Genomic DNA, 23,076 nt, shown 5'->3' on the forward strand with positions numbered 1-23,076 from the left:
GAGGCCTGGAAGAATATGGGACAGAAGATCCACCCCACCGGCTTCCGCCTTGCGGTCAGCCGTAACTGGTCCAGCCGCTGGTATGCGAGCAACCGTGATTTCGCGGGCATGCTGGCCGAAGACATCAAGGTGCGCGAGTACCTGAAGAAGAAGCTCAAGAATGCCTCCGTTTCGCGCGTGCTGATCGAGCGTCCCGCCAAGAACGCCCGCATCACGATCTACTCGGCACGTCCGGGCGTCGTGATCGGCAAGAAGGGCGAAGACATCGAGAACCTCAAGCGTGAACTCGGCCGCCAGCTCGGCGTGCCGGTCGCGGTCAACATCGAAGAAGTGCGCAAGCCCGAAATCGATGCCCAACTGATCGCCGACAGCATCACGCAGCAGCTCGAGAAGCGCATCATGTTCCGCCGCGCCATGAAGCGTGCGATGCAGAACGCGATGCGTCTGGGTGCCCAGGGCATCAAGATCATGTCGGCCGGCCGCCTGAACGGCATCGAAATCGCGCGCACCGAGTGGTACCGCGAAGGCCGCGTGCCGCTGCATACGCTGCGCGCCGACATCGACTACGGCACCTCGGAAGCCAAGACCACCTACGGCGTCATCGGCGTCAAGGTCTGGGTCTACAAGGGCGATACGCTGGGCCGCAACGACCTGCCCGCCGTCGAGACGCCGCGTCCCGACGAAGAGCGTCGCCCGCGCGGTCCGCGCCGCGATGGCCGCCCGGGTGGCGACCGTCCCGGTTCCGACCGCCGTGGCCCCGGCCCGCGCGCCGGTGCCCGAGGCCCGATCGGCGGCAACGTCGCGCCGGCCGATGGCAGCGACAAGCCCGCAGAAGCCACCGGGGTAGCCCCTGGCGCCCCGGGTGCAGACTCGAAACCCGCCGTTAAGCGCGTACGCAAAGCCGCGCCAGCTGCAGCAGCTGACGGTGCCAAGACCGAGTGATCGGTCTTAGAACTACGGAGTAAGAAAAATGCTGCAACCTGCACGCAGAAAGTTCCGCAAGGAGCAAAAGGGCCGCAACACCGGCATCGCGACCCGCGGCAACGCGGTGTCGTTCGGTGACTTCGGCCTGAAGTCGATCGACCGCGGCCGCCTGACGGCGCGCCAGATCGAAGCCGCACGCCGCGCCATTTCGCGCCACGTCAAGCGCGGTGGCCGCATCTGGATTCGCGTGTTCCCCGACAAGCCGATCTCGCACAAGCCTGCCGAAGTGCGGATGGGTAACGGCAAGGGCAACCCCGAGTACTACGTCGCCGAGATCCAGCCCGGCAAGGTGATCTACGAGATCGTCGGCGTTCCCGAAGAACTCGCACGCGAAGCGTTCCGCCTGGCTGCCGCCAAGCTGCCGCTGCGCACCACCTTCGTCGCGCGCCAGCTCGGCGCCTGATCGAGGAGAACACTGATGGCAACACGCAAGAAGAAGGACGCCGCGGCCAAGCCGGTCAAGGTGTCGAAGGCTGCAACGCTGCGCGACAAGGACGTCGCCGGCTTGCAGACTGAAATCAAGGATCTGCAGAAGGCCCATTTCGGCCTGCGCATGCAGAAAGCCACGCAACAACTGTCGAACACGTCGACGCTGCGCGTCACGCGCCGCGACATCGCGCGTGCCAAGACCATTCTTGCGCAAAAGCAGCAAGAAACCCAAGCCGCCAAGTAAGGAGTGAACATGACGGAAGCTAAAAAATCCCTCAAGCGCACCTTGATCGGCAAGGTGGTCAGCGACAAGCGCGAGAAGACTGTGACCGTGCTGGTCGAGCGCCGTGTGAAGCACGAGCTCTACGGCAAGATCGTGGCGAAGACGAGCAAGTACCACGCGCACGACGAAAAGGGCGAGTACAAGCTCGGCGACACCATCGAGATCACCGAGAGCCGGCCGATCTCGAAATCAAAGAACTGGATCGTGACCCGTTTGGTGGAAAAGGCCGTTCTGGTCTGATCGCCGGCGCCACGGCCTCGCAAAATGAGCCCACAATGTGGGCTCATTTTTTTTGGGAGCATTTTGATGATCAAAGTTGGCGACGCCCTTCCTTCGGCCACCCTGCAGGAATACTCGGAGGTCGAAGGCGAAGGCTGCAGCATCGGCCCGAACCCGGTCGACGTGACCAAGGCTGCTGCAGGCAAAACCATTGCGCTGTTCGCGCTGCCCGGCGCATTCACGCCGACCTGCTCGGCCAAGCACGTGCCGGGCTATGTACAGCATTACGACGAACTCAAGGCCGCCGGCGTCGACGAGATCTGGTGCGTGAGCGTCAACGATGCCTTCGTGATGGGTGCATGGGCACGCGACCAGAAGACCGGTACCAAGGTGCGCATGCTGGCGGACGGCAGCGCGGCCTTCGCGAACGCCACCGGCCTCACGCTCGACCTGACGGCACGCGGCATGGGCGTGCGCAGCAACCGCTATTCGATGCTCGTGAAGGATGGCAAGGTCGCCATGCTCAACGTCGAGGCGCCCGGCAAATTCGAAGTCAGCGACGCCGCCACGCTGTTGGCACAGGCACGCGCCTGAGTTTTCGGAGCGACGAACGACGTCGAATCGAAATGCTTGATTCCAGGGAGCTAAAAAACTTCTGGCCGGCGATCATGACGCCGAGCCACGACGGCAAGTTCTTCCAGAACTATGTCGTCTCTCTGATGCACTTCATCGGTCTGGCCAACCAGACCGGCATGCGGCTGCAATTGTGCCTGCAGCAAGGCGAGAGCCTGGTCACCCGTGCGCGCAACAACTGCGTCGCGACCTTTCTTTCGCATCCCGAGTGGACGCACCTCTTCTGGATCGATGCCGACATCGGCTTCTCTGCGGAAGCCGCGACCCGGCTGCTGCTGTCGGACTACGACATCGCGTGCGGCGTCTATCCGCTCAAGCGCGAGGAATGGCCAGCGGAGGGTGTGCCGGCCAGCACCACGCGACAGCAGTTCGAGGCCACGTACACGCGCTACGCCGCGAACACCGATGTGATGCCCGGCGGCACGCCCAACATGGTCGACCTGATCGTGCAGCCCGATGGCTTCATGCGCGTGACCGAGGCGCCGACGGGCTTCATGGTCATCAAACGCCGCGTGTTCGAGCGCCTGATCGAGAGCTATCCCGAAATGCGCTATGTTCCCGACAGCCTGGGCGTTCCAGACGAAGGCCGGCACTACAGATTCTTCGACGTCATGGTGGACCCGGTGACACGGCGCTACCTGTCGGAGGATTACGGCTTCTGCCGCCTCTGGTCGGGTCTTGGCGAATCGATCTACATCGATGCCAATTCGAACCTGACGCACCAGGGCTCGAAGACCTACCGCGGCGACTTCGCCACTTCGCTGAAGACCTTTCTGCCGAATGCCCTTGGCGCGCCTGCCGGCTCCACCCTGCGCCTTCACGGCGCCGAGCACCTGAAGCCGAACGCGTTCCCGGGCTTTTGATCAGCCGACGTCGACCTTGAGGTAGTGCGACCCTGCGATCGGGTTGTGATAGTAGGGTGGCACTTCCACGAAGCCCAGGTCCTCGTAGAGCGCGCGCGCCGACTCCATGTCGTCGAGTGTGTCCAGCAACACACAGGCGTAGCCCGCGCTGCGCGCTGCGTCCAGGATGGCCTCGGCCAACTGCCGTCCCAGGCCGAGACCGCGGAAGGCGGGACGCACATAGAGGCGCTTCATCTCGGCGGCATTCGGATAGTCGGTCGTGTCGAGCGGTCGCAGCGCGCAGCAGCCTGCGACGTGCGCGAACCCTCCCTGTGCGCGCGGCAGCAGCGGCGCATCGACCGCACCCGATGCGTGGGCCGTGTCGACCAGCGCCAGCAGCAGCGCGCCTCGCGGTTCCGCATAGTCCCCGGGAAGGCGTGCCAACTCCTCGTCGAAGTTCTGGAATCCGAGATCGATGCCCAGCGATGCGGCGTAGTCGCGAAAGACCGCGCGCGTCGCCTCGATCTCATGCGCCTCGTCGGGCGTGATCAGGATCACCGCCGGGGTGCCGGCGAGCGGCAGCGGACGTGAAACCGGGTTGCTCATGCTCTGAGGGAGGCGATCCACGCCGCGAAACCCGCGCACAGCGCGAACACCACGAGCGCCACCAGGCGCGACGCAGCGTCGTCGCGGCTGGAGGGGGCCGCGCCTTCGGTGATCAGCTTGTCGCCTGAAATCATCGGCCGCACCAGCGGCCGGCGCTTGACGAACACGTAGTAGAGCACCGCCAGCACGTGCAGGCTCACCAGCGCGATCACGATCCACTTGCCCGGCGCCTTGTGCCAGCCCGTCGCCGCGCTGACGACGGCGTCGGAGACGAAGCGGGTGAGCGGCCCCGATGCCGAGATTTCGTCGTCCGACACCAGCCCGGTCGAGACCTGCACCGCCAGAATGCCGAGCACGCCGAACACCGACAACGCGCCCAGCGGCGTGTGGCCGATGAGGTGATCCGGATGGCCGCGGCCGCCCAGATACGCGACGAGCGAGGAGGGCGCATAGACGAAGGCGTGAAAGCGCGACCACCGGCCGCCCACGAAACCCCAGATCAGCCGGAACAGCAGCAGCGACAGCACGGCGTAGCCCAGGCGAAAGTGCCATTCCATGATGTCGCCGAGCCCGGTCGCGATCAGGCCGATCACGGCCACCGCCAGGATCCAGTGGAAGAGCCGCGTCGGCAAGTCCCAGACCCGCGTGCGGGGCAGGCTGGCGCGATCCCGGCCTGCGCTGTGCATGGAGGGCTCGAAGGGGGCTGTCATCGAAGAGGTTGGCGAGGCGGCACGATGCGCAGATTAGCAAATTTCAGCGGTGGCGCGCGTAATGGCTTGCCTGGTCCCGAGCGCAGAATCGCGTGTTCCCCTAAACTCGCCGGCGGCGCCGTGGCCCACGGACGGCTCAGCAGACGAAGGAATCACGATGAATCGCCTTGTCCCGTTCATGCTGGCGGCCGCCTGTGCCGCGCTGTCCGTGCCGGCGGCCGCCCAGTTTGCCAAGCCCGAAGACGCCATCAAATATCGCCAGAGCGTGATGTTCCTGCAGAACCAGCATTTCGGCCGCATCGCCACCATGGCCAATGGCCGGGTGCCCTATGACGCTGCGGCGGCACTGGCGAATGCGGACCTGGTGGCCACCATCGCCAAGCTGCCATGGAGCGGCGCCTATGCGCAGGGAACCGAAGGCGGCAAGGCCAAGCCCGAAATCTGGACGGAACAGGCCAAGTTCAAGGAATTGAGCGACACGCTGGTGGACGAAACCGGCAAGCTGGCGACAGCCGCCAAGTCCAACAACCTGGACGCCATCAAGACCTCGGTCGCTGCTGTCGGGGAGACCTGCAAGTCCTGCCACGACAGCTTCCGCAAGCGCTGAACGGGCGGCGCCGCGGCTGCAGCCGCGAAGCCTAGGCTTCGGCGAGGAGCTTCTCGATCAGCTTGTGCAGTTCGGCGAAGTCGGGTTCGCCGACATAGCGCTTCACGATCTCGCCGTGCTTGTTCACGACATAGCTGGTCGGCGTGAGCTTCACGTCGCCCCAGGCCTGGGCCACCGCGCCGGTGTTGTCGATCGCCACCTTGAACGGCAGCTTGCGCGTCTCGGCATAGTTGATCACGTAGCTGGGCGGGTCGTAGCTCATGGCGACCGCCAGCGTGTCGAAGCCCTGACTCTTGTACTTGTCGTAGGTTGCGATCACCTTGGGCATCTCGCCCACGCAGGTGACACAGCTGGTGGCCCAGAAGTTGACCAGCGTCACCTTGCCCTTGAGGTCGTCCGTGCTCTTCTTGCTGCCGTCGAGCAGCACGAAGGTCGATGCCGGCGCTGCCGTGGCTCCCGTGTTCAGATACACGCCCACACCGATGGCCAGGGCAATCGCGGTTGCGGCGACGTAGATGATTTTTTTCATGGGGAGACGGATGGAGGAACCCCGGCCATTTTAGTTCCGCTTCGAGGATCGTGCTTGGCGCCGGAATGCCATGGGCAGGACGCCCTCGATAATGGCCTTTGCCATGCCATCCCTGTTCCGTCCCCATTTCGCATCACTCGCGCTGGCCTTTCTTGCCGCATGCAGTCCCACTTTCAACTGGCGTGAAGTGCCGATCGGGGAGGACGGCGTGGTGGCGCTTCTGCCCTGCAAGGCCGATCATGCGACGCGCGCGCTGCCGCTCGGTGGCGCGGAGTCGGTTGCTGTGGATGTGAGCGGCTGCGAGGCCGGCGGCGCCACTTTCGCCGTCGCGCATGCCACGGCCACCAGCACGGTGCAGGCCGAGGCCTGGATGAGCGCCTGGCGCGCAGCGACTCGCACCCGCCTGGCCGGTGCATCGATCCAGGAAGCCGCAGCCGTCGTGCAGCGCGCGGCATCCTCCCCGGCGCCCGGGCGGCTCGACGCGCAGGGCGCAGGGGCCAGTGCCACGCCGACCCATGTGCTCTGGTTCGCCCAGCAGGGCGCAGGCAAGGTCTCGCTCTACCAGGCGACCGTGCTGGGAAAGCCCTCGTCGGCCGAAGCGATCAAGACTTTCTTCGAAGGCCTGCGTGTTCCCTGAGTGCCGGCCGCGCGTTGTCTCCTGGTCACTTGCTCCCATGGGTGTCCCCGCATAATCGACAGGCCCCTTCGATCCGCATGAACAGCATCTTCATCATCGCCCATTCACCGCTCGCACAGGCGCTGCGGCAATGTGCGCTGCATGTGTTCCCCGATTGCGAACCCTCGATCGTCGCGCTCGACGTGCTGCCCAACGTGTCGCCCGAAGAAACGCTCGGTGCCGCGCGCATCACGCTGGCGCAGCTGCTGCCCACGCCGCGCTCCCAGGTGCTGGTGCTGGCCGACGTGTTCGGCGCCACGCCCTGCAACGTGGCGCAGAAGCTGGTCGACGGCATCCGTTCGCGGCTGGTGGCCGGCGTCAACCTGCCGATGCTGCTGCGGGCGGTAAGCTACCGCAACGAACCGCTCGACACCCTCGTGCAGCGGGCGCTCACCGGCGGGACGGCGGGTGTGATGCAAGTGGCGGTCACGGCACCGCAAAACCAGGCAAGAAGAAAGCACAGTGACCAAGACATCCGTGACCATCAGCAATAAGCTGGGCCTGCATGCGCGCGCGTCGGCCAAGCTCACCAAGCTCGCAGGGAGCTTCCCCTGCGATGTCTGGCTCGCGCGCGATGATCGCCGCGTCAATGCCAAGAGCATCATGGGCGTGATGATGCTGGCCGCCGGCCTCGGCGTGGTGGTGGAGGTCGAGACGCAGGGCGAGCGCGAGCAGGAGGCGCTGGACGCGATCGTTGCCTTGATGAACGACAAATTCGGAGAAGGCGAATGACCTTTGCCGTCCACGGGCTCCCGGTTGCCCGTGGCATTGCCATCGGCCGCGCCGTGCTGGTGGTCTCGAGCCGCATCGACGTGGCCCACTATTTCATCAAGCCCGAGCAGATCGAGACCGAGATCGACCGTGTGCGCACGGCGCGCAACGCGGTGTCCGAGGAGCTGCAGAAGCTGCAGGCCAGCGTTGCGCTGATGGGGCCGAACGACACGCCGCACGAACTCGCCGCGCTGCTCGATGTGCACCAGATGCTGCTGCAGGACGAAGTCCTCACCGGCGGCGTCAAGCACTGGATCACCGAGCGCCTCTACAACGCCGAATGGGCGCTGACCACGCAGCTCGAAGTGATCGCGCGCCAGTTCGACGAGATGGAGGACGAGTACCTGCGCGAACGCAAGGCCGACCTGGAGCAGGTCGTCGAGCGCCTGCTGCACCGCATGAAGGGCACGGCCGCGGTGCTGGCGCCGACCCCGCCGCGGCGCAAGCGTGCGGCCGAGACGGAAGAGGGCGGCGACGATCCGGTCGCCAGCGAGGCGATCGATGCACCGCTGGTGCTGATCGCGCACGACCTCTCGCCGGCCGACATGCTGCAGTTCAAGAAGAGCGTGTTCGCCGGCTTCGTCACCGACGTCGGCGGGCGCACTTCGCACACCGCGATCGTCGCACGCAGCATGGACATCCCGGCCGTCGTCGGCGCGCGCAGCGCGAGCCAACTGGTGCGGCAGGACGACTGGGTCATCATCGACGGCGACACCGGCGTGATGATCGTCGACCCCTCGCCGATCATCCTGGCCGAGTACGGCTTCAAGCAGCGCCAGGGCGACCTCGAGCGCGGCCGGCTGGCCCGGCTGCGCCACAAGCCGGCCGTCACGCTCGACGGCCAGCGCGTCGACCTGCTGGCCAACATCGAGATGCCCGAGGACACGATCGGCGCCGTCAAGGCGGGCGCCGTCGGCGTCGGCCTGTTCCGCAGCGAATTCCTTTTCATGGGCCGCGAGGCGCAGCGTCTCACGCGCCTGCCCGACGAAGAGGAGCAGTACCAGGCCTACAAGCGCGCGGTCGAGGGCATGCAGGGCATGCCGGTCACCATCCGGACCATCGACGTCGGCGCCGACAAGCCGCTCGACGGCAAGTCGGTGCGCGACGACGCGCACCTGAATCCGGCGCTCGGCCTGCGCGCGATCCGCTGGAGCCTGGCCGACCCGGCCATGTTCCTCACGCAGCTGCGCGCCATCCTGCGCGCCGCCGCGCACGGCGAGATCCACCTGCTCATCCCGATGCTCGCGCACGCGAGCGAGATTCGCCAGACCATCTCGCTGATCGACTTCGCACGCGCCGAGCTCGACAACCGCGGCGCGGTGCATGGCGCGGTCAAGCTCGGCGCGATGATCGAGATCCCGGCCGCCGCGCTCACGCTCAAGACCTTCCTCAAGCACTTCGATTTCCTGTCGATCGGCACCAACGACCTGATCCAGTACACGCTGGCCATCGACCGCGCCGACGAATCGGTGGCGCATCTCTACGACCCGGCCCATCCGGCCGTGCTACGCCTGGTCGCCGACACCATCGCCGAGTGCCGGCGCCAGGGCAAGGGCGTCAGCGTGTGCGGCGAAATGGCCGGCGACATCGTATTCACGCGCTTGCTGCTCGGCCTCGGCCTGCGCAGCTTCTCGATGCACCCCTCGCAGATCCTCGCGGTCAAGCAGGAAGTGCTGCGCGCCGACGCGGGCAAGCTCGAGGCCTGGGCGCAGCAGGTGCTCGAGGCCGAGGATCCCGCCGCCGCGCTCGTGCCGGTGCCGGCGCGTTAGTCGCGACCGCGCGCGCGGCGCCGCCGTCGCGCCTCTCTCAGGGTTTGCACGCAGTCGCGCATCCGGTGGTCCGGGCGCCGCGCTCACCCTGCGCACGGGTTGCCGGCAACGCCGTCCCGCATGCGTGCATGAAGCCCTGATAAATCAATAACTTAGCTCGCCGCTTGCCTCGGTCGAGGCATGGCACACCCGTTGCTCTGTCCATGGGCCGGTCGCATCACCCGATGCGGCACGAGTCCATGACACAGGAGACAACGATGAGCACGACGGGCGACCTCGATCCCACCGAGACAGGCGAATGGGTGGACGCACTCAGCGCGGTCCAGCAACACCGTGGCAATGAGAGGGCCAACTTCCTGCTCAATCGCCTGGTCGACGAAGGCCGGCGCGACGGCGTCTACACGCCGCGTTCGCTCAACACCGCCTACCGCAACACCATCGCGCCGGAGCGCGAAGAGAAGAACCCCGGCGACCGCGCGATCGAGCACCGCCTGCGCTCGATCATCCGCTGGAACGCGATGGCGATCATCCTGCGCGCCAACAAGGACTCGTCCGAACTCGGCGGCCACATCGCGAGCTTCCAGTCGGCCGCCACGCTCTACGACATCGGCTTCGGCCACTTCTGGCACGCGGCCACCGACACGCACGGCGGCGACCTGCTCTTCATCCAGGGCCACAGCTCGCCCGGCATCTATGCCCGCGCCTTCCTCGAAGGCCGCCTCACCGAGCAGCAGTTGCTCAACTACCGCCAGGAAGCCGATGGTCACGGCATCCCGTCCTATCCGCATCCGTGGCTCATGCCCGACTTCTGGCAGTTCCCCACCGTCTCGATGGGCCTCGGTCCGCTGATGGCGATCTACCAGGCGCGCTTCCTCAAGTACCTGCACGGCCGCGGCCTGGCCGACACCGCGCCGCGCAAGGTCTGGGCCTTCATGGGCGACGGCGAAATGGACGAGCCCGAATCCCTCGGCGCCATCTCGCTGGCCGGCCGCGAGAGCCTCGACAACCTCGTGTTCGTCATCAACTGCAACCTGCAGCGCCTGGACGGCCCGGTGCGCGGCAACGGCAAGATCGTGCAGGAACTCGAGAGCGTGTTCCGCGGCGCCGGCTGGAACGTCATCAAGGTGCTGTGGGGCAGCGGCTGGGACGCGCTGCTCGCCAAGGACCACAGCGGCAAGCTGCTGCAGCGCATGGAGGAATGCGTCGATGGCGAGTACCAGGACTTCAAGAGCAAGAGCGGCGCCTACGTGCGCGAGCATTTCTTCGGCAAGTACGACGAGACGAAGGCACTGGTCGCCGACATGAGCGACGACGACATCTGGGCGCTGACCCGCGGCGGCCACGATCCGCAGAAAGTCTTCGCCGCGTATGCCGCCGCCGTCAAACACAAGGGCCAGCCCACGCTGATCCTGCCCAAGACGGTCAAGGGCTATGGCATGGGCGAATCCGGCGAAGGCCAGATGATCGCCCACCAGGCCAAGAAGATGACGCAGGACGCGCTGCGCAATTTCCGCGACCGCTTCCAGATCCCGGTGTCCGACGCCGACCTGCCCAACGTGCCCTTCGTCAAGCTGCCCGAAGACAGCCCGGAGATGAAGTACCTGCGCGAGCGCCGCGCCGCGCTCGGCGGCTACCTGCCGCAGCGCCGGCGCAAGTCGAGCGCGCTCGAGATCCCGCCGCTGGCCACCTTCGAGCGTCTGCTCAAGGACACCGGCGAGCGCGAGATCTCCACCACCATGGCCTTCGTGCAGATGCTCGGCACGCTGGTGCGCGACAAGGCGATCGGCAAGCACATCGTGCCCATCGTGCCCGACGAGTCGCGCACCTTCGGCATGGAAGGCATGTTCCGCCAGCTCGGCATCTGGTCCTCGCTCGGCCAGCTCTACAAGCCGCAGGACGCCGACCAGCTCATGTACTACCGCGAATCGAAGGACGGCCAGGTGCTGCAGGAAGGCATCAACGAAGGCGGCGCGATGTCCAGCTGGATCGTCGCGGCCACCTCGTACAGCACGAACAACGTGCCGATGATCCCGTTCTATATCTACTACTCGATGTTCGGCCTGCAGCGCGTGGGCGACCTCGCCTGGCTGGCCGGCGACATCCGCGCGCGCGGCTTCCTGCTCGGCGGCACCGCCGGCCGCACCACGCTCAACGGCGAAGGCCTGCAGCACGAGGACGGCCACAGCCACATCCTGGCCGGCACCATCCCCAACTGCGTCTCGTACGACCCCACCTTCGCCTACGAGGTGGTCGCCATCGTGCGCGACGGCATGCGCCGCATGCATGCCGAGCAGGAGGACGTGTACTACTACATCACCCTCATGAACGAGAACTACCCGCACCCCGGCATGCCCGAGGGCAGCGAGGCGGGCATCCTCAAGGGCCTCTACCGGCTCAGCGACGGCGGCAAGACGCCGAAGAAGGGCCACCGCGTGCAGCTCATGGGCAGCGGCACCATCCTGCGCGAGGTGATGGCCGCGGCCGAACTGCTGAAGACCGACTTCGGCGTCGCCGCCGACGTCTGGAGCGCCACCAGCTACAACGAGCTGCGCCGCGACGGCATGGCCGCCGAGCGCTGGAGCCGGCTGCACCCGACCGAACCCGCGCGCAAGAGCCACGTCGAGCAATGCCTCGAAGGCCACGACGGCCCCGTCGTCGCCGCCACCGACTACATGCGCAACTACGCCGACCAGGTGCGTGAATACGTGCAGGCCGCAGGCCGCCGCTACACCGTGCTCGGCACCGACGGCTTCGGGCGCAGCGACTACCGCCGCAAGCTGCGCCGCTTCTTCGAGGTCGACCGCTGGCACGTGGCCGTGGCCGCGCTCAAGGCGCTGGCCGACGACGGCGTGATCAAGCACGCGGTCGTCGCCGAGGCCATCAAGAAATACGGGCTGGATGCCGAGCGCGCAGCCCCCTGGACCGTCTGAGGCACGACATGAGCAACGCAATCGACATCAAGGTTCCGGACATCGGCGACTTCAGCGACGTGCCGGTCATCGAGATCTTCGTCAAGGTCGGCGACACCGTGAAGGCCGAGGATCCGCTGGTCTCGCTCGAATCCGACAAGGCCACGATGGATGTGCCCGCGCCGCTGTCGGGCGTGGTGCAGGCCATCACCGTCAAGCTCGGCGACAAGGTCAGCGAGGGCAGCGTGATCCTGTCATTGGCAACCGGCGATGCGCCGGCAGCGACGGCAGCAGCCGCACCGGCTGCGCCTGCCACTGCAGCTGCTCCAACCGCAGCGCCGGTGCGCGATGCCGCCAGCACCGGCAGCGCGATCGACGAAGCCGCCTTCGCACTCGCCTACGCCGGCCCCGCCGTGCGCAAGCTCGCACGCGAACTCGGCGTCGACCTTGGCAAGCTCAAGGGTTCGGGCGAGCACGGCCGCATCGTGCGCGCCGATGTCGAGTCCTTCGCCAAGGGCGGCGGCGCGGCGGCCGCACCGACCGCCGGCAAGGCCACACCGGCACCCGCGGGCGGCGGGGTCGGTGGCATCGACCTCTTGCCCTGGCCCAAGGTCGACTTCGCCAAGTTCGGCCCGACCGAGCGCAAGGAGCTGTCGCGCATCAAGAAGATCAGCGCCGCCAACCTGCACCGCAACTGGGTCGTCATTCCGCACGTGACCACGCACGACGAGGCCGACATCACCGACCTCGAACCCTTCCGCGTGCAGATGAACAAGGAACTCGAGAAGTCCGGCGTCAAGATCAGCATGCTGCCCTTCATGATGAAGGCGGCGGTCGCGACGCTCAAGAAGTTCCCCGAGTTCAATGCGAGCCTCGACGGCGATGCGCTGGTGCTGAAGAACTACTGGCACATCGGCTTCGCGGCCGACACGCCCAACGGCCTCATGGTGCCGGTGATCCGCGACGTCGACAAGAAGACGGTGCCCGACATCGCCAAGGAGATGGGCGAACTCGCCAAGTCGGCGCGCGACGGCAAGCTCAAGCCCGACCAGATGTCGGGCGGCACCTTCACCATCAGCTCGCTCGGCGGCATCGGCGGCATCTACTTCACGCCGATCATCAACGCGCCCGAGGTCGCGATCATGGGCGTGTGCAAGAGCTACTGGAAGCAGCACTCCGCCGACGGCAAGAGCTACACCTCGCGCCTCACGCTGCCGCTGTCCCTGTCATGGGACCACCGCGTGATCGACGGCGCCGCCGCCGCGCGCTTCAACGTCCATTTCGCCAACGTGCTCGCCGATCTGCGGCGCGTGCTGTTCTGAACTGAAGGAAAGCTCCCATGGCCCACACGGTGGAAGTCAAGGTCCCGGACATCGGCGACTTCAAGGATGTCGCGATCATCGAACTGCTGGTCAAGCCCGGCGAGGTGATCGCGGTCGATACCGGCCTGATCATGGTCGAGTCGGACAAGGCGTCGATGGAGATTCCGTCCAGCCATGCCGGGACGGTGAAGGCGCTCAAGGTCGCGCTCGGGGACAAGGTCAGCGAAGGGTCGGTGATTCTCGAGCTCGAGGCCGCCGCATCTGCCTCCCCTTTCCCTGCGGCCGCACTCTCACCCCAACCCTCTCCCGCAAGCGGGAGAGGGAGTGAAGCGGCGCCGCAGACGGCGCACCACGCAGGGTCGGCCGACATCGAATGCGAAGTGCTCGTGCTCGGCGCCGGCCCCGGCGGCTACTCGGCCGCGTTCCGCAGCGCCGATCTCGGCATGAAGACCGTGCTGGTCGAGCGCTACGCCTCGCTCGGCGGCGTCTGCCTCAACGTCGGGTGCATCCCGTCGAAGGCGCTCTTGCACACCGCCGGCGTGATGGACGAGGTCAAGACGCTCGGCCGCCACGGCATCAAGTACGCCCCGCCCGAGATCGACATCGACGCGCTGCGCAGCTTCAAGGACGGCGTCGTCAAGAAGCTCACCGGCGGTCTCGCGGGCATGGCCAAGGGACGCAAGGTCGAGGTCGTCACCGGCGTCGGCCGCTTCCTCGATCCGCACCACCTCGAAGTCGCGATCGAGGGCGGCGCAAAGAAGGTCGTGAAGTTCGCCAAGGCCATCATCGCCGCCGGTTCGCAGGCCGTGAAGCTGCCCTTCATGCCCGAGGACGAGCGCGTCGTCGACTCCACCGGCGCGCTGCTGCTCAGGAGCATCCCGAAACGCATGCTGGTGATCGGCGGCGGCATCATCGGCCTGGAGATGGCCACCGTCTACTCGACGCTTGGCACGCGCATCGACGTGGTCGAGATGCTCGACGGGCTGATGCAGGGCGCCGACCGCGACCTCGTCAAGGTGTGGGAGAAGTTCAACGGCGCGCGCTTCGACCACGTGATGCTCAAGACCAAGACCGTCGGTGCCAAGGCGACGCCGGCCGGCATCGAGGTCAGCTTCGAAGGCGAGAAAGCGCCCAAGGACGCGCAGGTCTACGACCTCGTGCTGGTCGCCGTGGGCCGCAGCCCCAACGGCGGCAAGATCGGCGCCGACAAGGCCGGCGTGGCCGTGACCGATCGCGGCTTCATTCACGTCGACAAGCAGATGCGCACCAACGTGCCGCACATCTTCGCGATCGGCGATCTCGTCGGCCAGCCCATGCTCGCGCACAAGGCGGTGCACGAGGCGCACGTCGCGGCCGAAGCCGCGCATGGCGAAGCGTCCTTCTTCGATGCGCGGCAGATCCCTTCGGTCGCCTACACCGACCCCGAGGTGGCCTGGGCCGGCAAGACCGAGGAGCAGTGCCAGGCCGAAGGCCTCAAGGTCGGCCGCGCCGTGTTCCCCTGGGCCGCATCGGGCCGCGCCATCGCCAACGGCCGCGACGAGGGCTTCACCAAGCTCATCTTCGACGAGGCCACGCACCGCATCGTCGGCGGCGGCATCGTCGGCACGCATGCGGGTGACCTGATCAGCGAGGTGTGCCTGGCCATCGAGATGGGCTGCGAGCCCGGCGACATCGGCAAGACCATCCATCCGCATCCGACGCTCGGCGAATCGATCGGCCTGACGGCGGAGCTGTTCGAAGGCCACTGCACCGACCTGCCGCCGGTGAAGAAGAAGTAGGGCTGCGCCATGCCTGTCCAACTCGCGTTCGAGGCCGTCGGCGACGGTCCTGCGGTGGTGATCCTGCACGGCCTGTTCGGCGCCGGGCGCAACTGGGCGCAGATTGCGCATGCGCTGGCTGCCGATTACCGCGTCTACCTCCCCGACGCGCGCAACCACGGCGCATCGACCTGGGCCGAAACCATGTCCTACGAGGAGATGGCACTCGACGTGCGGGCGCTGATCGCGCGCGAAGGGCTCGAGCGGCCCTTCATCGTCGGCCACAGCATGGGCGGCAAGACCGCGATGGCGCTGGCACTCGGCCTGGAGGATCCGGAGGCCATCGGCGGCATCGCGGTGATCGACATCGCGCCCGAGAGCTATGCCGACCAGTTCTCGTCCTATGTGTCGGCCATGCGCCACCTCGACCTGGCCGCCGCGACCAGCCGCAGCGAGATCCGCCGCGCGCTGGCCGACAGCCTGGTCGGCGATGCGCCGATCGACTTCCTGATGCAGAACCTGCGCCGCCACAAGGACCGCTTCGACTGGCGGCTCAACCTGATGGCGACTGCAGTCTGCATGCGCGAGCTCTGTGCGTTTCCGGAGGCACTCCCGCACGCAAGCTACGACGGGCCGGCGCTGTTCCTGGCCGGCGCGGAGTCCGACTACGTGCGGCCCGAATCGCTGCCCCGCATCCTCGAACTGTTTCCGGGTGCGGAGCTGGTGCGCATTGCCGACGCCGGCCACTGGGTGCATGCCGACCAGCCCCAGGCGCTGCTGTGCGCCTTGAACGACTGGCTCGCCGAAGCGCGTGCGCTTGCGCCGCGCTGACGCCGCATCCTTCTCGACAGACCACGAACGAAAGACGACACCATGTCCGACGACAAGCTCCGCGAAGCCGCGCTCGACTACCACCGTTATCCGACGCCCGGCAAGATCTCGGTGACGCCGACCAAGCCGATGGCCACGCAGCGCGATCTCGCGCTCGCCTATTCGCCGGGCGTCGCCGATGCCTGCATGGAGATCGTGCGCGATCCGGCCGAGGCAATGAACCTCACTTCGCGCGCCAACCTCGTGGCCGTCATCACCAACGGCACCGCGGTGCTGGGCCTGGGCAACATCGGCCCGCTGGCCGGCAAGCCGGTGATGGAAGGCAAGGGCTGCCTGTTCAAGAAGTTCGCCGGCATCGACGTGTTCGACATCGAACTCGACGAGAACGACCCCGACGCGCTGATCGACACCATCGCGCGCATGGAACCCACCTTCGGCGGCATCAACCTCGAGGACATCAAGGCGCCCGAGTGCTTCTACATCGAGAAGAAGCTGCGCGAGCGCATGAAGATCCCGGTGTTCCACGACGACCAGCACGGCACCGCGATCGTCGCCGCCGCGGCCATCCTCAATGCGCTGCGGCACGTGGGCAAGGACATCACCGAGGTCAAGCTGGTCGCTTCCGGCGCCGGCGCCGCGGCGCTGGCCTGCCTGGATCTGATCGTCAGCCTCGGCCTGCCGATGGGCAACATCTTCGTCTCCGACAGCCTCGGCGTGGTCTACACGGGCCGCAAGGAGCAGATGGATCCGAACAAGGCCCGCTATGCGCAGCAGACCCCGGCACGCCAGCTGGCCGACGTGATCGGCGGCGCGGACATCTTCCTCGGCCTGTCGGCCGGCGGCGTGCTCAAGCCCGGGATGGTGAAGGAGATGGCGCGCGATCCGATCATCCTGGCCATGGCCAACCCGACGCCGGAGATCCTGCCGGAGGACGCGCTCGCGGTGCGGCCCGACGCGATCCTCGGCACCGGCCGTTCGGACTATCCGAACCAGGTCAACAACGTGTTGTGCTTTCCCTTCATCTTCCGCGGCGCGCTCGACGTCGGCGCCACCACCATCAACGAGGAGATGAAGCTCGCCGCCGTGCGCGCGATCGCCGAGCTCGCGCATGCCGAGATCCCCGAAGTGGTGGCGCAGGCCTATGGCGCGGTGGGCCTGCGCTTCGGCCGCGACTACCTGATCCCCAAGCCCTTCGATCCGCGCCTGATCGAAGCGGTCGCGCCCGCCGTCGCCCAGGCCGCGGTGGACAGCGGCGTCGCGACCCGGCCGATCGCCGACATGGCGGCCTACCGGCAGCGCCTGACGCAGTTCGTCTACCAGTCCGGCAGCAGCATGCAGCCGCTGTTCGCGGCTGCGAAGCAGTCGCCGAAGCGCGTCGTCTATGCGGAGGGCGAAGACGAGCGCGTGCTGCGTGCCGCGCAGGTGGTGGTCGACGAAAAGCTCGCGCGGCCGTTGCTGCTCGGCCGCCCCGACGTGATCGCGCAGCGCATCGAACAGTTCGGCCTGCGGCTCGAACTCGGCAAGGACTGCGAGGCGATCAACCTTCTCGACCCGGCCATCTACGGCGACGCGGCCGATGACTACCATCAGCTGCGGCGCCGCGATGGCGTCTCGCGCGCCGCCGCACGCGCCGAGATGCGCAGCCGCTGCACCCTGCTGGCGGCGATGCTGGTGCGCCAGGGCCGCGCCGACGCGATGCTGTGCGGCACCTTCGGCAACTACGGCGAACACTTGCGCCATGTGCGCGACGTGATCGGCCTCAGGCCGGGCACGCGGACGCTGGCCGCGATGCAGATGCTGATGCTGCCCGGCCGCCAGCTCTTCATCTGCGACACGCACGTCAACCGCGACCCGGACGCCGCGCAGGTGGCCGAGATCGCGCTGCTCGCCGCCGAGGAGGTGCGCCGCTTCGGCGTCACGCCGAGCGTGGCGCTGCTGTCGCACTCCAACTTCGGCGGCTCGGATGCGGCCTCCGCCGTGAAGATGCGCGAGGCGCTGGCGCTCATCAAGGCCAGCGATCCGAAGCTCGCGGTCGAGGGCGAGATGCGCGGCGACGCGGCGCTGTCCAAGACCATCCTCGACCACGAGTTCCCCGACTCCGGCCTCGTCACCGAAGCCAACGTGCTCGTGATGCCGAACGTCGATGCGGCCAACATCTCGTACAACCTGCTGCGCATCGCGGCCGGCGGCGGCATCACGGTGGGCGGCATCCTGCTGGGCGCCGCACGGCCGGTGCACATCCTCACGCCGTCCTCGACCGTGCGCCGCATCGTCAACATGACGGCGCTCGCGGTGGTCGATGCGGCTTCGCAGCGCGCCGCGGCAGCGGCGATCGACTGACACGGCGATGAACGAGTTCCTCGCCAAGGCGCCGCAGCGCGGCGCCGCCAAGACCCGGTGCATCCCGATCCACGTGGACGCGGCTGCGGCGCTGACCAAGCCCGACTGGATCCGCGTGCGCCTGTCGCAGGGCGAGCGCTTCCGCGAAGTCAAGCGCACGCTGCGCGAAGCGAATCTGCACACCGTCTGCGAAGAGGCTTCGTGCCCGAACATCGGCGAGTGCTTCGGCAAGGGCACCGCCACCTTCATGGTGCTGGGCGATCTGTGCACGCGCCGCTGTCCGTTCTGCGACGTGGCCCATGGCCGGCCGTCGCCGCCGGACCCGCTGGAGCCGCAGCACCTGGCCGACACGGTGGCGCGGTTCGACCTCAAGTACGTCGTCATCACCAGCGGCGCCGCGCACGGCGTCGACGTGCTCACCGCCGGCCAGTACCTGCAGCCGCGGCCGGGCAACCTCGCGGTCGAGCGCTATGTCGCGCCCGCGCAGTTCGAGGCGCTGGGCTTCTCGCACGCGGCCTGCGGGCCGCTGGTGCGATCGAGCTACCACGCCGACCGCCAGGCGCATGCCGCCGGTATCTGAAGCCGCCATCCGAATACCCAGGAACCAAGGAGACATCGTGGACCATCAACCCGTATCCAGACCCTTCTACCGGTCGCTCTATTTCCAGGTCATCACGGCCATCGTCATCGGTGTCGTGGTCGGGCATTTCTATCCGTCGACCGGCGAGGCGATGAAGCCGCTGGGCGACGGCTTCATCAAGCTGATCAAGATGATCATCGCGCCGATCATCTTCTGCACCGTCGTCGTCGGCATCGCCGGCATGGAGGACATGAAGAAGGTCGGCAAGACGGGCGGCCTCGCGCTCCTGTATTTCGAGATCGTCAGCAGCGTCTCGCTGATCGTCGGCCTCGTGATCATCAACCTCGTGCAGCCCGGCAGCGGCATGAACATCGACCCGAGCACGCTCGACACCAAGTCCATCGCCGCCTACACCGGGCCCGGCAAGATGACCTCGACGACGGACTTCCTGCTCAACATCATTCCGAACACCGTGGTCGATGCCTTTGCCAAGGGCGAGATCCTGCAGGTGCTGCTGATCGCCGTGATGTTCGGCTTCGCGCTGCACCGCTTCGGCGGCCGCGGCACGCTGGTGTTCGACGTGATCGAGAAGGGCTCGCACGTGCTGTTCACGATCGTCGGCTACATCATGAAGGTCGCACCCATCGGCGCGTTCGGCGCGATGGCCTTCACCATCGGCAAGTACGGCGTCGGCTCGCTGGTCTCGCTCGGCGCGCTGATGGCGACCTTCTACGCGACCTGCCTGTTCTTCATCTTCGTCGTGCTGGGCACCATCGCGCGCTTCAACGGCTTCTCGATCTGGAAGTACATCAAGTACATCAAGGAAGAATTGCTGATCGTGCTGGGCACCTCGTCGAGCGAGGCCGCCCTGCCGCGCATGATGGTCAAGATGGAGAACCTGGGCGCCAAGAAGTCGGTGGTCGGGCTGGTGATCCCGACGGGCTATTCGTTCAACCTCGACGGCACCTCGATCTACCTCACGATGGCGGCGGTGTTCATCGCCCAGGCCACCAACACGCCGATGACCCTTGGCCAGCAGATCACGCTGCTGCTGGTGCTGCTGCTCACCTCGAAGGGCGCCGCGGGCGTTACGGGCAGCGGCTTCATCGTGCTGGCGGCCACGTTGTCGGCGGTAGGCCATGTGCCGGTCGCGGGGCTCGCGCTCATTCTCGGCATCGACCGCTTCATGTCGGAAGCGCGCGCGCTGACCAACCTGATCGGCAACGGCGTGGCGACGCTCGTCGTCGCGCGCTGGACCGGCGACCTCGACATCGAGCGCCTGCACCGCCACCTGAACCGGGAAAGCGGCACCGAGGCCGACGAGCCCGAGCTGGTGCTCGACGCGACCGAGACCCGCATGCCGGCCAGCCCGGCACGCTGATGCGCATCGCTTCGAGGCCCGCACCATGAGCAGCTCCCCATCGGCGCATCGCATCGTGATCGTCGGCGGCGGCGCGGGCGGGCTCGAACTCGCCACCCGCCTGGGCGACACGCTGGGCAGGCGCGGCCGCGCCGAGGTCACGCTGATCGACAAGCACCGCACCCACGTCTGGAAGCCCAAGCTGCACGAGATTGCATCCGGCAGCATGGACATGAGCGCGCACGAGGTCGACTACCTGGCGCAGGCGCACTGGCACCGTTTCCGCTTCCGGCTCGGCGAGCTGACGGCGATCGACCGCGCGCGGCGCGAGGTCCGCGTCGCACCCTACCTCGACGACGAAGGCCGCGAGGTCACGCCCGACCGCAGCTTCGGCTACGACACGCTGGTCATCGCCATCGGCAGCCTCAGCAACGACTTCGGCACGCCCGGCGTGCGCGAGCATGCGCTGCGGCTCGAATCGAAGATCGATGCGCAGCGCTTCCATGCGCGCATGGTCAACGCCTGCATCCGCGCCCATGCGCAGACCACGCCGCTCAGGCCCGAGCAGCTGCATGTGGCGATCATCGGCGCCGGCGCCACCGGCGTGGAACTCGCGGCCGAGCTGCACCGCACGGCGCGCCAGGTGGTCGCCTACGGGCTCGACCGCGTGGATGCCGAGAAGGACATCCAGGTCAGCCTCATCGAGGCCGCCGAGCGCGTGCTGCCCGCGCTGCCGCCGCGCCTGTCGAAGGCCACCGAGGACCTGCTGCGCGAGCTGGGTGTCGAGGTCCATACCGCGGCCAAGGTAGCCGAGGTGCTGCCGGCCGGCATGCGCCTGGCCGACGGCCGCGTCCTGCCCGCCGAGCTGGTGGTGTGGGCCGCGGGTGTCAAGGCCCCGGACCTGCTGCGCGACATCGCCGGCCTCGAGACCAACCGCAGCAACCAGCTGGTGGTCCGGCCCACGCTGCAGACCACGCGCGACGAAGACATCTTCGCGATCGGCGATTGCTCGGCCTGCGCCTGGCCCGAGGCCAACGGCGGCGCGGGCGGGTTCGTGCCGCCGCGCGCGCAGGCCGCGCACCAGCAGGCCTCGCACGTGGCCGCGCAGATCCGGCACCGGCTGGCGGGCAAGCCGCTCAAGGCGTATCGCTACCGCGACTTCGGCTCGCTGGTGTCGCTCGGCGAATACAGCACCGTGGGCAACATGATGGGCGGCCTGATCGGCGGCAGCCTGATGATCGAAGGCGCCTTCGCGCGCCTGATGTACATGTCGCTCTACAAGATGCACGAGCTGGCGCTGCACGGCATCGTCAAGGTCTCGCTCGACACGCTGGCCCGCCTCATCACGCGGCGTACCGAGCCGCACGTCAAGCTGCATTGAAGCGGCGCTTTCTCTTTCTTCTTCTCATCCCGCCATGAACTCCTCTGCCGCTCCCGGATTCGACGCCGCGAACTGGTTCGATGCGCCTGCCCTGATGCAGGCGTGGCAGCAGAGCCTGACGCAGGGCCATCTGCAGTTCGCGACCGCCATGCGCAGCGCGCTCGATGCCGCGCCGCTCGACGAGCGCGACAAGGGCCGCTGGGGCTTCGCACTGCGCCAGGTGATCGATGCGATGAACCCGGCCAACTGCCTCGCGACCAATCCCGAAGCGCTGCAGGCCGCGCTCGACAGCGGCGGCGAGAGCCTGCGCGAAGGCGCGCGCCTGTTCCTCGAGGACGTGGCGAAGGGGCGGGTGTCAATGTCCGACGAGAGCGCCTTCGAGGTCGGCCGCAACGTCGCCACCACGCCGGGCAGCGTGGTGTTCGAGAACGAGCTGATGCAGGTCATCCAGTACGCGCCGAGCACGGCGAAGGTCCATCGCCGGCCGCTGCTGATCGTGCCGCCCTGCATCAACAAGTTCTACATCCTCGACCTGCAGCCCGAGAGTTCGCTGGTCGCCTATGCGGTGGCCGAGGGGCACACAGTGTTCCTGATCTCCTGGCGCAACGTCGATGCGCGACAGGGCCGGCTCGGCTGGGACGACTACGTCGAGCACGGCGTGCTGCAGGCGATCGAGGTGGCGCGCGGCGTCGGCCGCAGCGAGCAGGTCAACACGCTGGGCTTTTGCATCGGCGGCACTCTGCTCGCCAGTGCACTGGCGGTCGCGGCTGCGCGCGGCACGCAGCCGGCGGCCAGCCTGACGCTGCTCACGACTTTGCTCGACTTCACCGACACGGGCGAGCTCGGCTTGATGGTGGACAAGGCGCTGGTGGCCGCGCGCGAAGCGGCCATCGGCAAGGAGGGCCTGCTGCGCGGGCGCGAGCTGGCGCAGGTGTTCGCGGCGCTGCGTGCCAACGATCTGATCTGGCCCTATGTCGTCAACGGCTACCTCAAGGGCCAGGCGCCGCGCGCCTTCGACCTTTTGTTCTGGAACGGCGACGACACCAACCTGCCGGGCCCGATGTACTGCTGGTACCTGCGCAACACCTACCTCGAGAACCGCCTGCGCGAGCCCGGCGGGACGGTGCAGTGCGGCGTGCCGGTGGACCTGTCGCGCATCGAGGCGCCGGCCTTCGTCTATGCGTCGCGCGAGGACCACATCGTGCCCTGGCAGACCGCCTACGCGAGCGTGGCGCTGCTGGGCGGCCAGACGCGCTTCGTGCTCGGCGCCAGCGGCCACATCGCGGGCGTCATCAACCCGCCCGCGAAGAAGAAGCGCAACCACTGGGTCGGCGATCTCGCGGCCGATGCCGGCGCGTGGCTCGAAGCCGCACAGGGCATCGACGGCAGCTGGTGGCCCGCATGGAGCGAGTGGCTGGGCACGCACGCCGGCACGCGCATCGCAGCACCGGCGGCGGCTGGCAGTTCAGAGTTTCCCGTCATCGAGCCCGCACCCGGGCGCTACGTGAAGACCAAGGCGGCCTGAGCGCGAGCCGTCG

23 protein-coding genes are annotated in these 23,076 nt (G+C 67.4%); 20 read left to right on the forward strand and 3 right to left on the reverse strand.

What is annotated here, in order from left to right; translation table 11 throughout:
- Positions 1-15: 15 nt before the first annotated feature.
- The 6 genes from rpsC (at position 16) to WDLP6_RS01685 (ending at position 3,411) form a co-directional block, all read left to right on the forward strand.
- Complete coding sequence (gene rpsC, locus WDLP6_RS01660) at positions 16-942, forward strand: 30S ribosomal protein S3 (protein ID WP_162590940.1); 927 nt, start codon at positions 16-18, stop codon at positions 940-942.
- Between the two features lie 28 nt (positions 943-970).
- Positions 971-1,387 (forward strand): 50S ribosomal protein L16, encoded by a 417-nt coding sequence (rplP, locus tag WDLP6_RS01665; RefSeq protein ID WP_028250943.1) that lies wholly within the window; start codon positions 971-973, stop codon positions 1,385-1,387.
- Between the two features lie 60 nt (positions 1,388-1,447).
- Complete coding sequence (gene rpmC, locus WDLP6_RS01670) at positions 1,448-1,657, forward strand: 50S ribosomal protein L29 (RefSeq protein WP_162570302.1); 210 nt, start codon at positions 1,448-1,450, stop codon at positions 1,655-1,657.
- A gap of 9 nt (positions 1,658-1,666) precedes the next feature.
- Positions 1,667-1,936 carry a 30S ribosomal protein S17 gene (gene rpsQ / locus WDLP6_RS01675; protein ID WP_162565445.1) on the forward strand — a complete coding sequence of 90 codons (270 nt, stop codon included), beginning with the start codon at positions 1,667-1,669 and terminating at the stop codon, positions 1,934-1,936.
- 66 nt (positions 1,937-2,002) lie between these two features.
- Positions 2,003-2,509, forward strand: coding sequence for a peroxiredoxin (locus WDLP6_RS01680; protein ID WP_162590941.1), 507 nt, complete (start codon positions 2,003-2,005; stop codon positions 2,507-2,509).
- Between the two features lie 74 nt (positions 2,510-2,583).
- On the forward strand, positions 2,584-3,411 hold the full coding sequence (locus WDLP6_RS01685; protein WP_332105431.1) for a hypothetical protein: 828 nt from the start codon (positions 2,584-2,586) through the stop codon (positions 3,409-3,411).
- Here the strand turns inward: WDLP6_RS01685 and WDLP6_RS01690 are convergent, their stop codons facing one another.
- Entirely contained in the window at positions 3,412-3,996 is a 585-nt protein-coding gene (locus tag WDLP6_RS01690) for a GNAT family N-acetyltransferase (RefSeq protein WP_162590943.1), read from the reverse strand. It abuts the gene before it with no gap.
- The gene (locus WDLP6_RS01695; RefSeq protein ID WP_162590944.1) at positions 3,993-4,682 is read right to left on the reverse strand and encodes a cytochrome b/b6 domain-containing protein; all 690 of its coding nucleotides are present in this window, start codon (positions 4,680-4,682) and stop codon (positions 3,993-3,995) included. Before WDLP6_RS01695 ends, WDLP6_RS01690 begins: the two co-directional genes overlap by 4 nt.
- Positions 4,683-4,863: 181 nt before the next feature.
- On the opposite strand from WDLP6_RS01695, the gene WDLP6_RS01700 reads away from it, so the two are divergent.
- On the forward strand, positions 4,864-5,313 hold the full coding sequence (locus WDLP6_RS01700; protein WP_162590945.1) for a c-type cytochrome: 450 nt from the start codon (positions 4,864-4,866) through the stop codon (positions 5,311-5,313).
- Positions 5,314-5,344: 31 nt separating this feature from the next.
- Here WDLP6_RS01700 and WDLP6_RS01705 read toward each other — a convergent pair whose 3' ends face one another.
- Positions 5,345-5,842, reverse strand: coding sequence for a TlpA family protein disulfide reductase (locus WDLP6_RS01705; protein WP_162565450.1), 498 nt, complete (start codon positions 5,840-5,842; stop codon positions 5,345-5,347).
- Between the two features lie 103 nt (positions 5,843-5,945).
- Here WDLP6_RS01705 and WDLP6_RS01710 point away from each other — a divergent pair, with 103 nt between their 5' ends.
- From WDLP6_RS01710 to phaC, 13 genes are all read left to right on the forward strand, one after another.
- Positions 5,946-6,479 carry a hypothetical protein gene (locus WDLP6_RS01710; protein WP_162590946.1) on the forward strand — a complete coding sequence of 178 codons (534 nt, stop codon included), beginning with the start codon at positions 5,946-5,948 and terminating at the stop codon, positions 6,477-6,479.
- Between the two features lie 77 nt (positions 6,480-6,556).
- Positions 6,557-7,012 (forward strand): PTS sugar transporter subunit IIA, encoded by a 456-nt coding sequence (locus WDLP6_RS01715; protein ID WP_162565452.1) that lies wholly within the window; start codon positions 6,557-6,559, stop codon positions 7,010-7,012.
- On the forward strand, positions 6,981-7,250 hold the full coding sequence (locus WDLP6_RS01720; protein ID WP_162565453.1) for an HPr family phosphocarrier protein: 270 nt from the start codon (positions 6,981-6,983) through the stop codon (positions 7,248-7,250). The genes WDLP6_RS01715 and WDLP6_RS01720 overlap by 32 nt, the downstream gene beginning before the upstream one ends.
- The gene (gene ptsP, locus WDLP6_RS01725) at positions 7,247-9,058 is read left to right on the forward strand and encodes a phosphoenolpyruvate--protein phosphotransferase (RefSeq protein WP_162590947.1); all 1,812 of its coding nucleotides are present in this window, start codon (positions 7,247-7,249) and stop codon (positions 9,056-9,058) included. Before WDLP6_RS01720 ends, ptsP begins: the two co-directional genes overlap by 4 nt.
- Before the next feature lie 257 nt (positions 9,059-9,315).
- The gene (aceE, locus tag WDLP6_RS01730; RefSeq protein WP_162590948.1) at positions 9,316-11,988 is read left to right on the forward strand and encodes a pyruvate dehydrogenase (acetyl-transferring), homodimeric type; all 2,673 of its coding nucleotides are present in this window, start codon (positions 9,316-9,318) and stop codon (positions 11,986-11,988) included.
- 8 nt (positions 11,989-11,996) lie between these two features.
- The gene (locus WDLP6_RS01735; protein WP_162590949.1) at positions 11,997-13,289 is read left to right on the forward strand and encodes a dihydrolipoyllysine-residue acetyltransferase; all 1,293 of its coding nucleotides are present in this window, start codon (positions 11,997-11,999) and stop codon (positions 13,287-13,289) included.
- Positions 13,290-13,306: 17 nt separating this feature from the next.
- The gene (gene lpdA / locus WDLP6_RS01740; RefSeq protein WP_162590950.1) at positions 13,307-15,067 is read left to right on the forward strand and encodes a dihydrolipoyl dehydrogenase; all 1,761 of its coding nucleotides are present in this window, start codon (positions 13,307-13,309) and stop codon (positions 15,065-15,067) included.
- 9 nt (positions 15,068-15,076) lie between these two features.
- Entirely contained in the window at positions 15,077-15,877 is an 801-nt protein-coding gene (locus WDLP6_RS01745; RefSeq protein ID WP_162590951.1) for an alpha/beta fold hydrolase, read from the forward strand.
- 42 nt (positions 15,878-15,919) lie between these two features.
- On the forward strand, positions 15,920-18,217 hold the full coding sequence (locus WDLP6_RS01750; protein ID WP_162590952.1) for an NADP-dependent malic enzyme: 2,298 nt from the start codon (positions 15,920-15,922) through the stop codon (positions 18,215-18,217).
- 7 nt (positions 18,218-18,224) lie between these two features.
- Positions 18,225-18,797 (forward strand): hypothetical protein, encoded by a 573-nt coding sequence (locus WDLP6_RS01755; protein ID WP_162590953.1) that lies wholly within the window; start codon positions 18,225-18,227, stop codon positions 18,795-18,797.
- The gene (locus tag WDLP6_RS01760) at positions 18,781-20,178 is read left to right on the forward strand and encodes a dicarboxylate/amino acid:cation symporter (RefSeq protein WP_162590954.1); all 1,398 of its coding nucleotides are present in this window, start codon (positions 18,781-18,783) and stop codon (positions 20,176-20,178) included. The genes WDLP6_RS01755 and WDLP6_RS01760 overlap by 17 nt, the downstream gene beginning before the upstream one ends.
- Before the next feature lie 25 nt (positions 20,179-20,203).
- Positions 20,204-21,538 carry an NAD(P)/FAD-dependent oxidoreductase gene (locus tag WDLP6_RS01765; RefSeq protein WP_162590955.1) on the forward strand — a complete coding sequence of 445 codons (1,335 nt, stop codon included), beginning with the start codon at positions 20,204-20,206 and terminating at the stop codon, positions 21,536-21,538.
- Between the two features lie 34 nt (positions 21,539-21,572).
- Complete coding sequence (phaC, locus tag WDLP6_RS01770; protein ID WP_162590956.1) at positions 21,573-23,063, forward strand: class I poly(R)-hydroxyalkanoic acid synthase; 1,491 nt, start codon at positions 21,573-21,575, stop codon at positions 23,061-23,063.
- Positions 23,064-23,076: the final 13 nt, after the last annotated feature.

The sequence above is a fragment of the Variovorax sp. PBL-E5 genome (genome assembly GCF_901827185.1).
Classification (GTDB): Bacteria; Pseudomonadota; Gammaproteobacteria; order Burkholderiales; family Burkholderiaceae_C; genus Variovorax.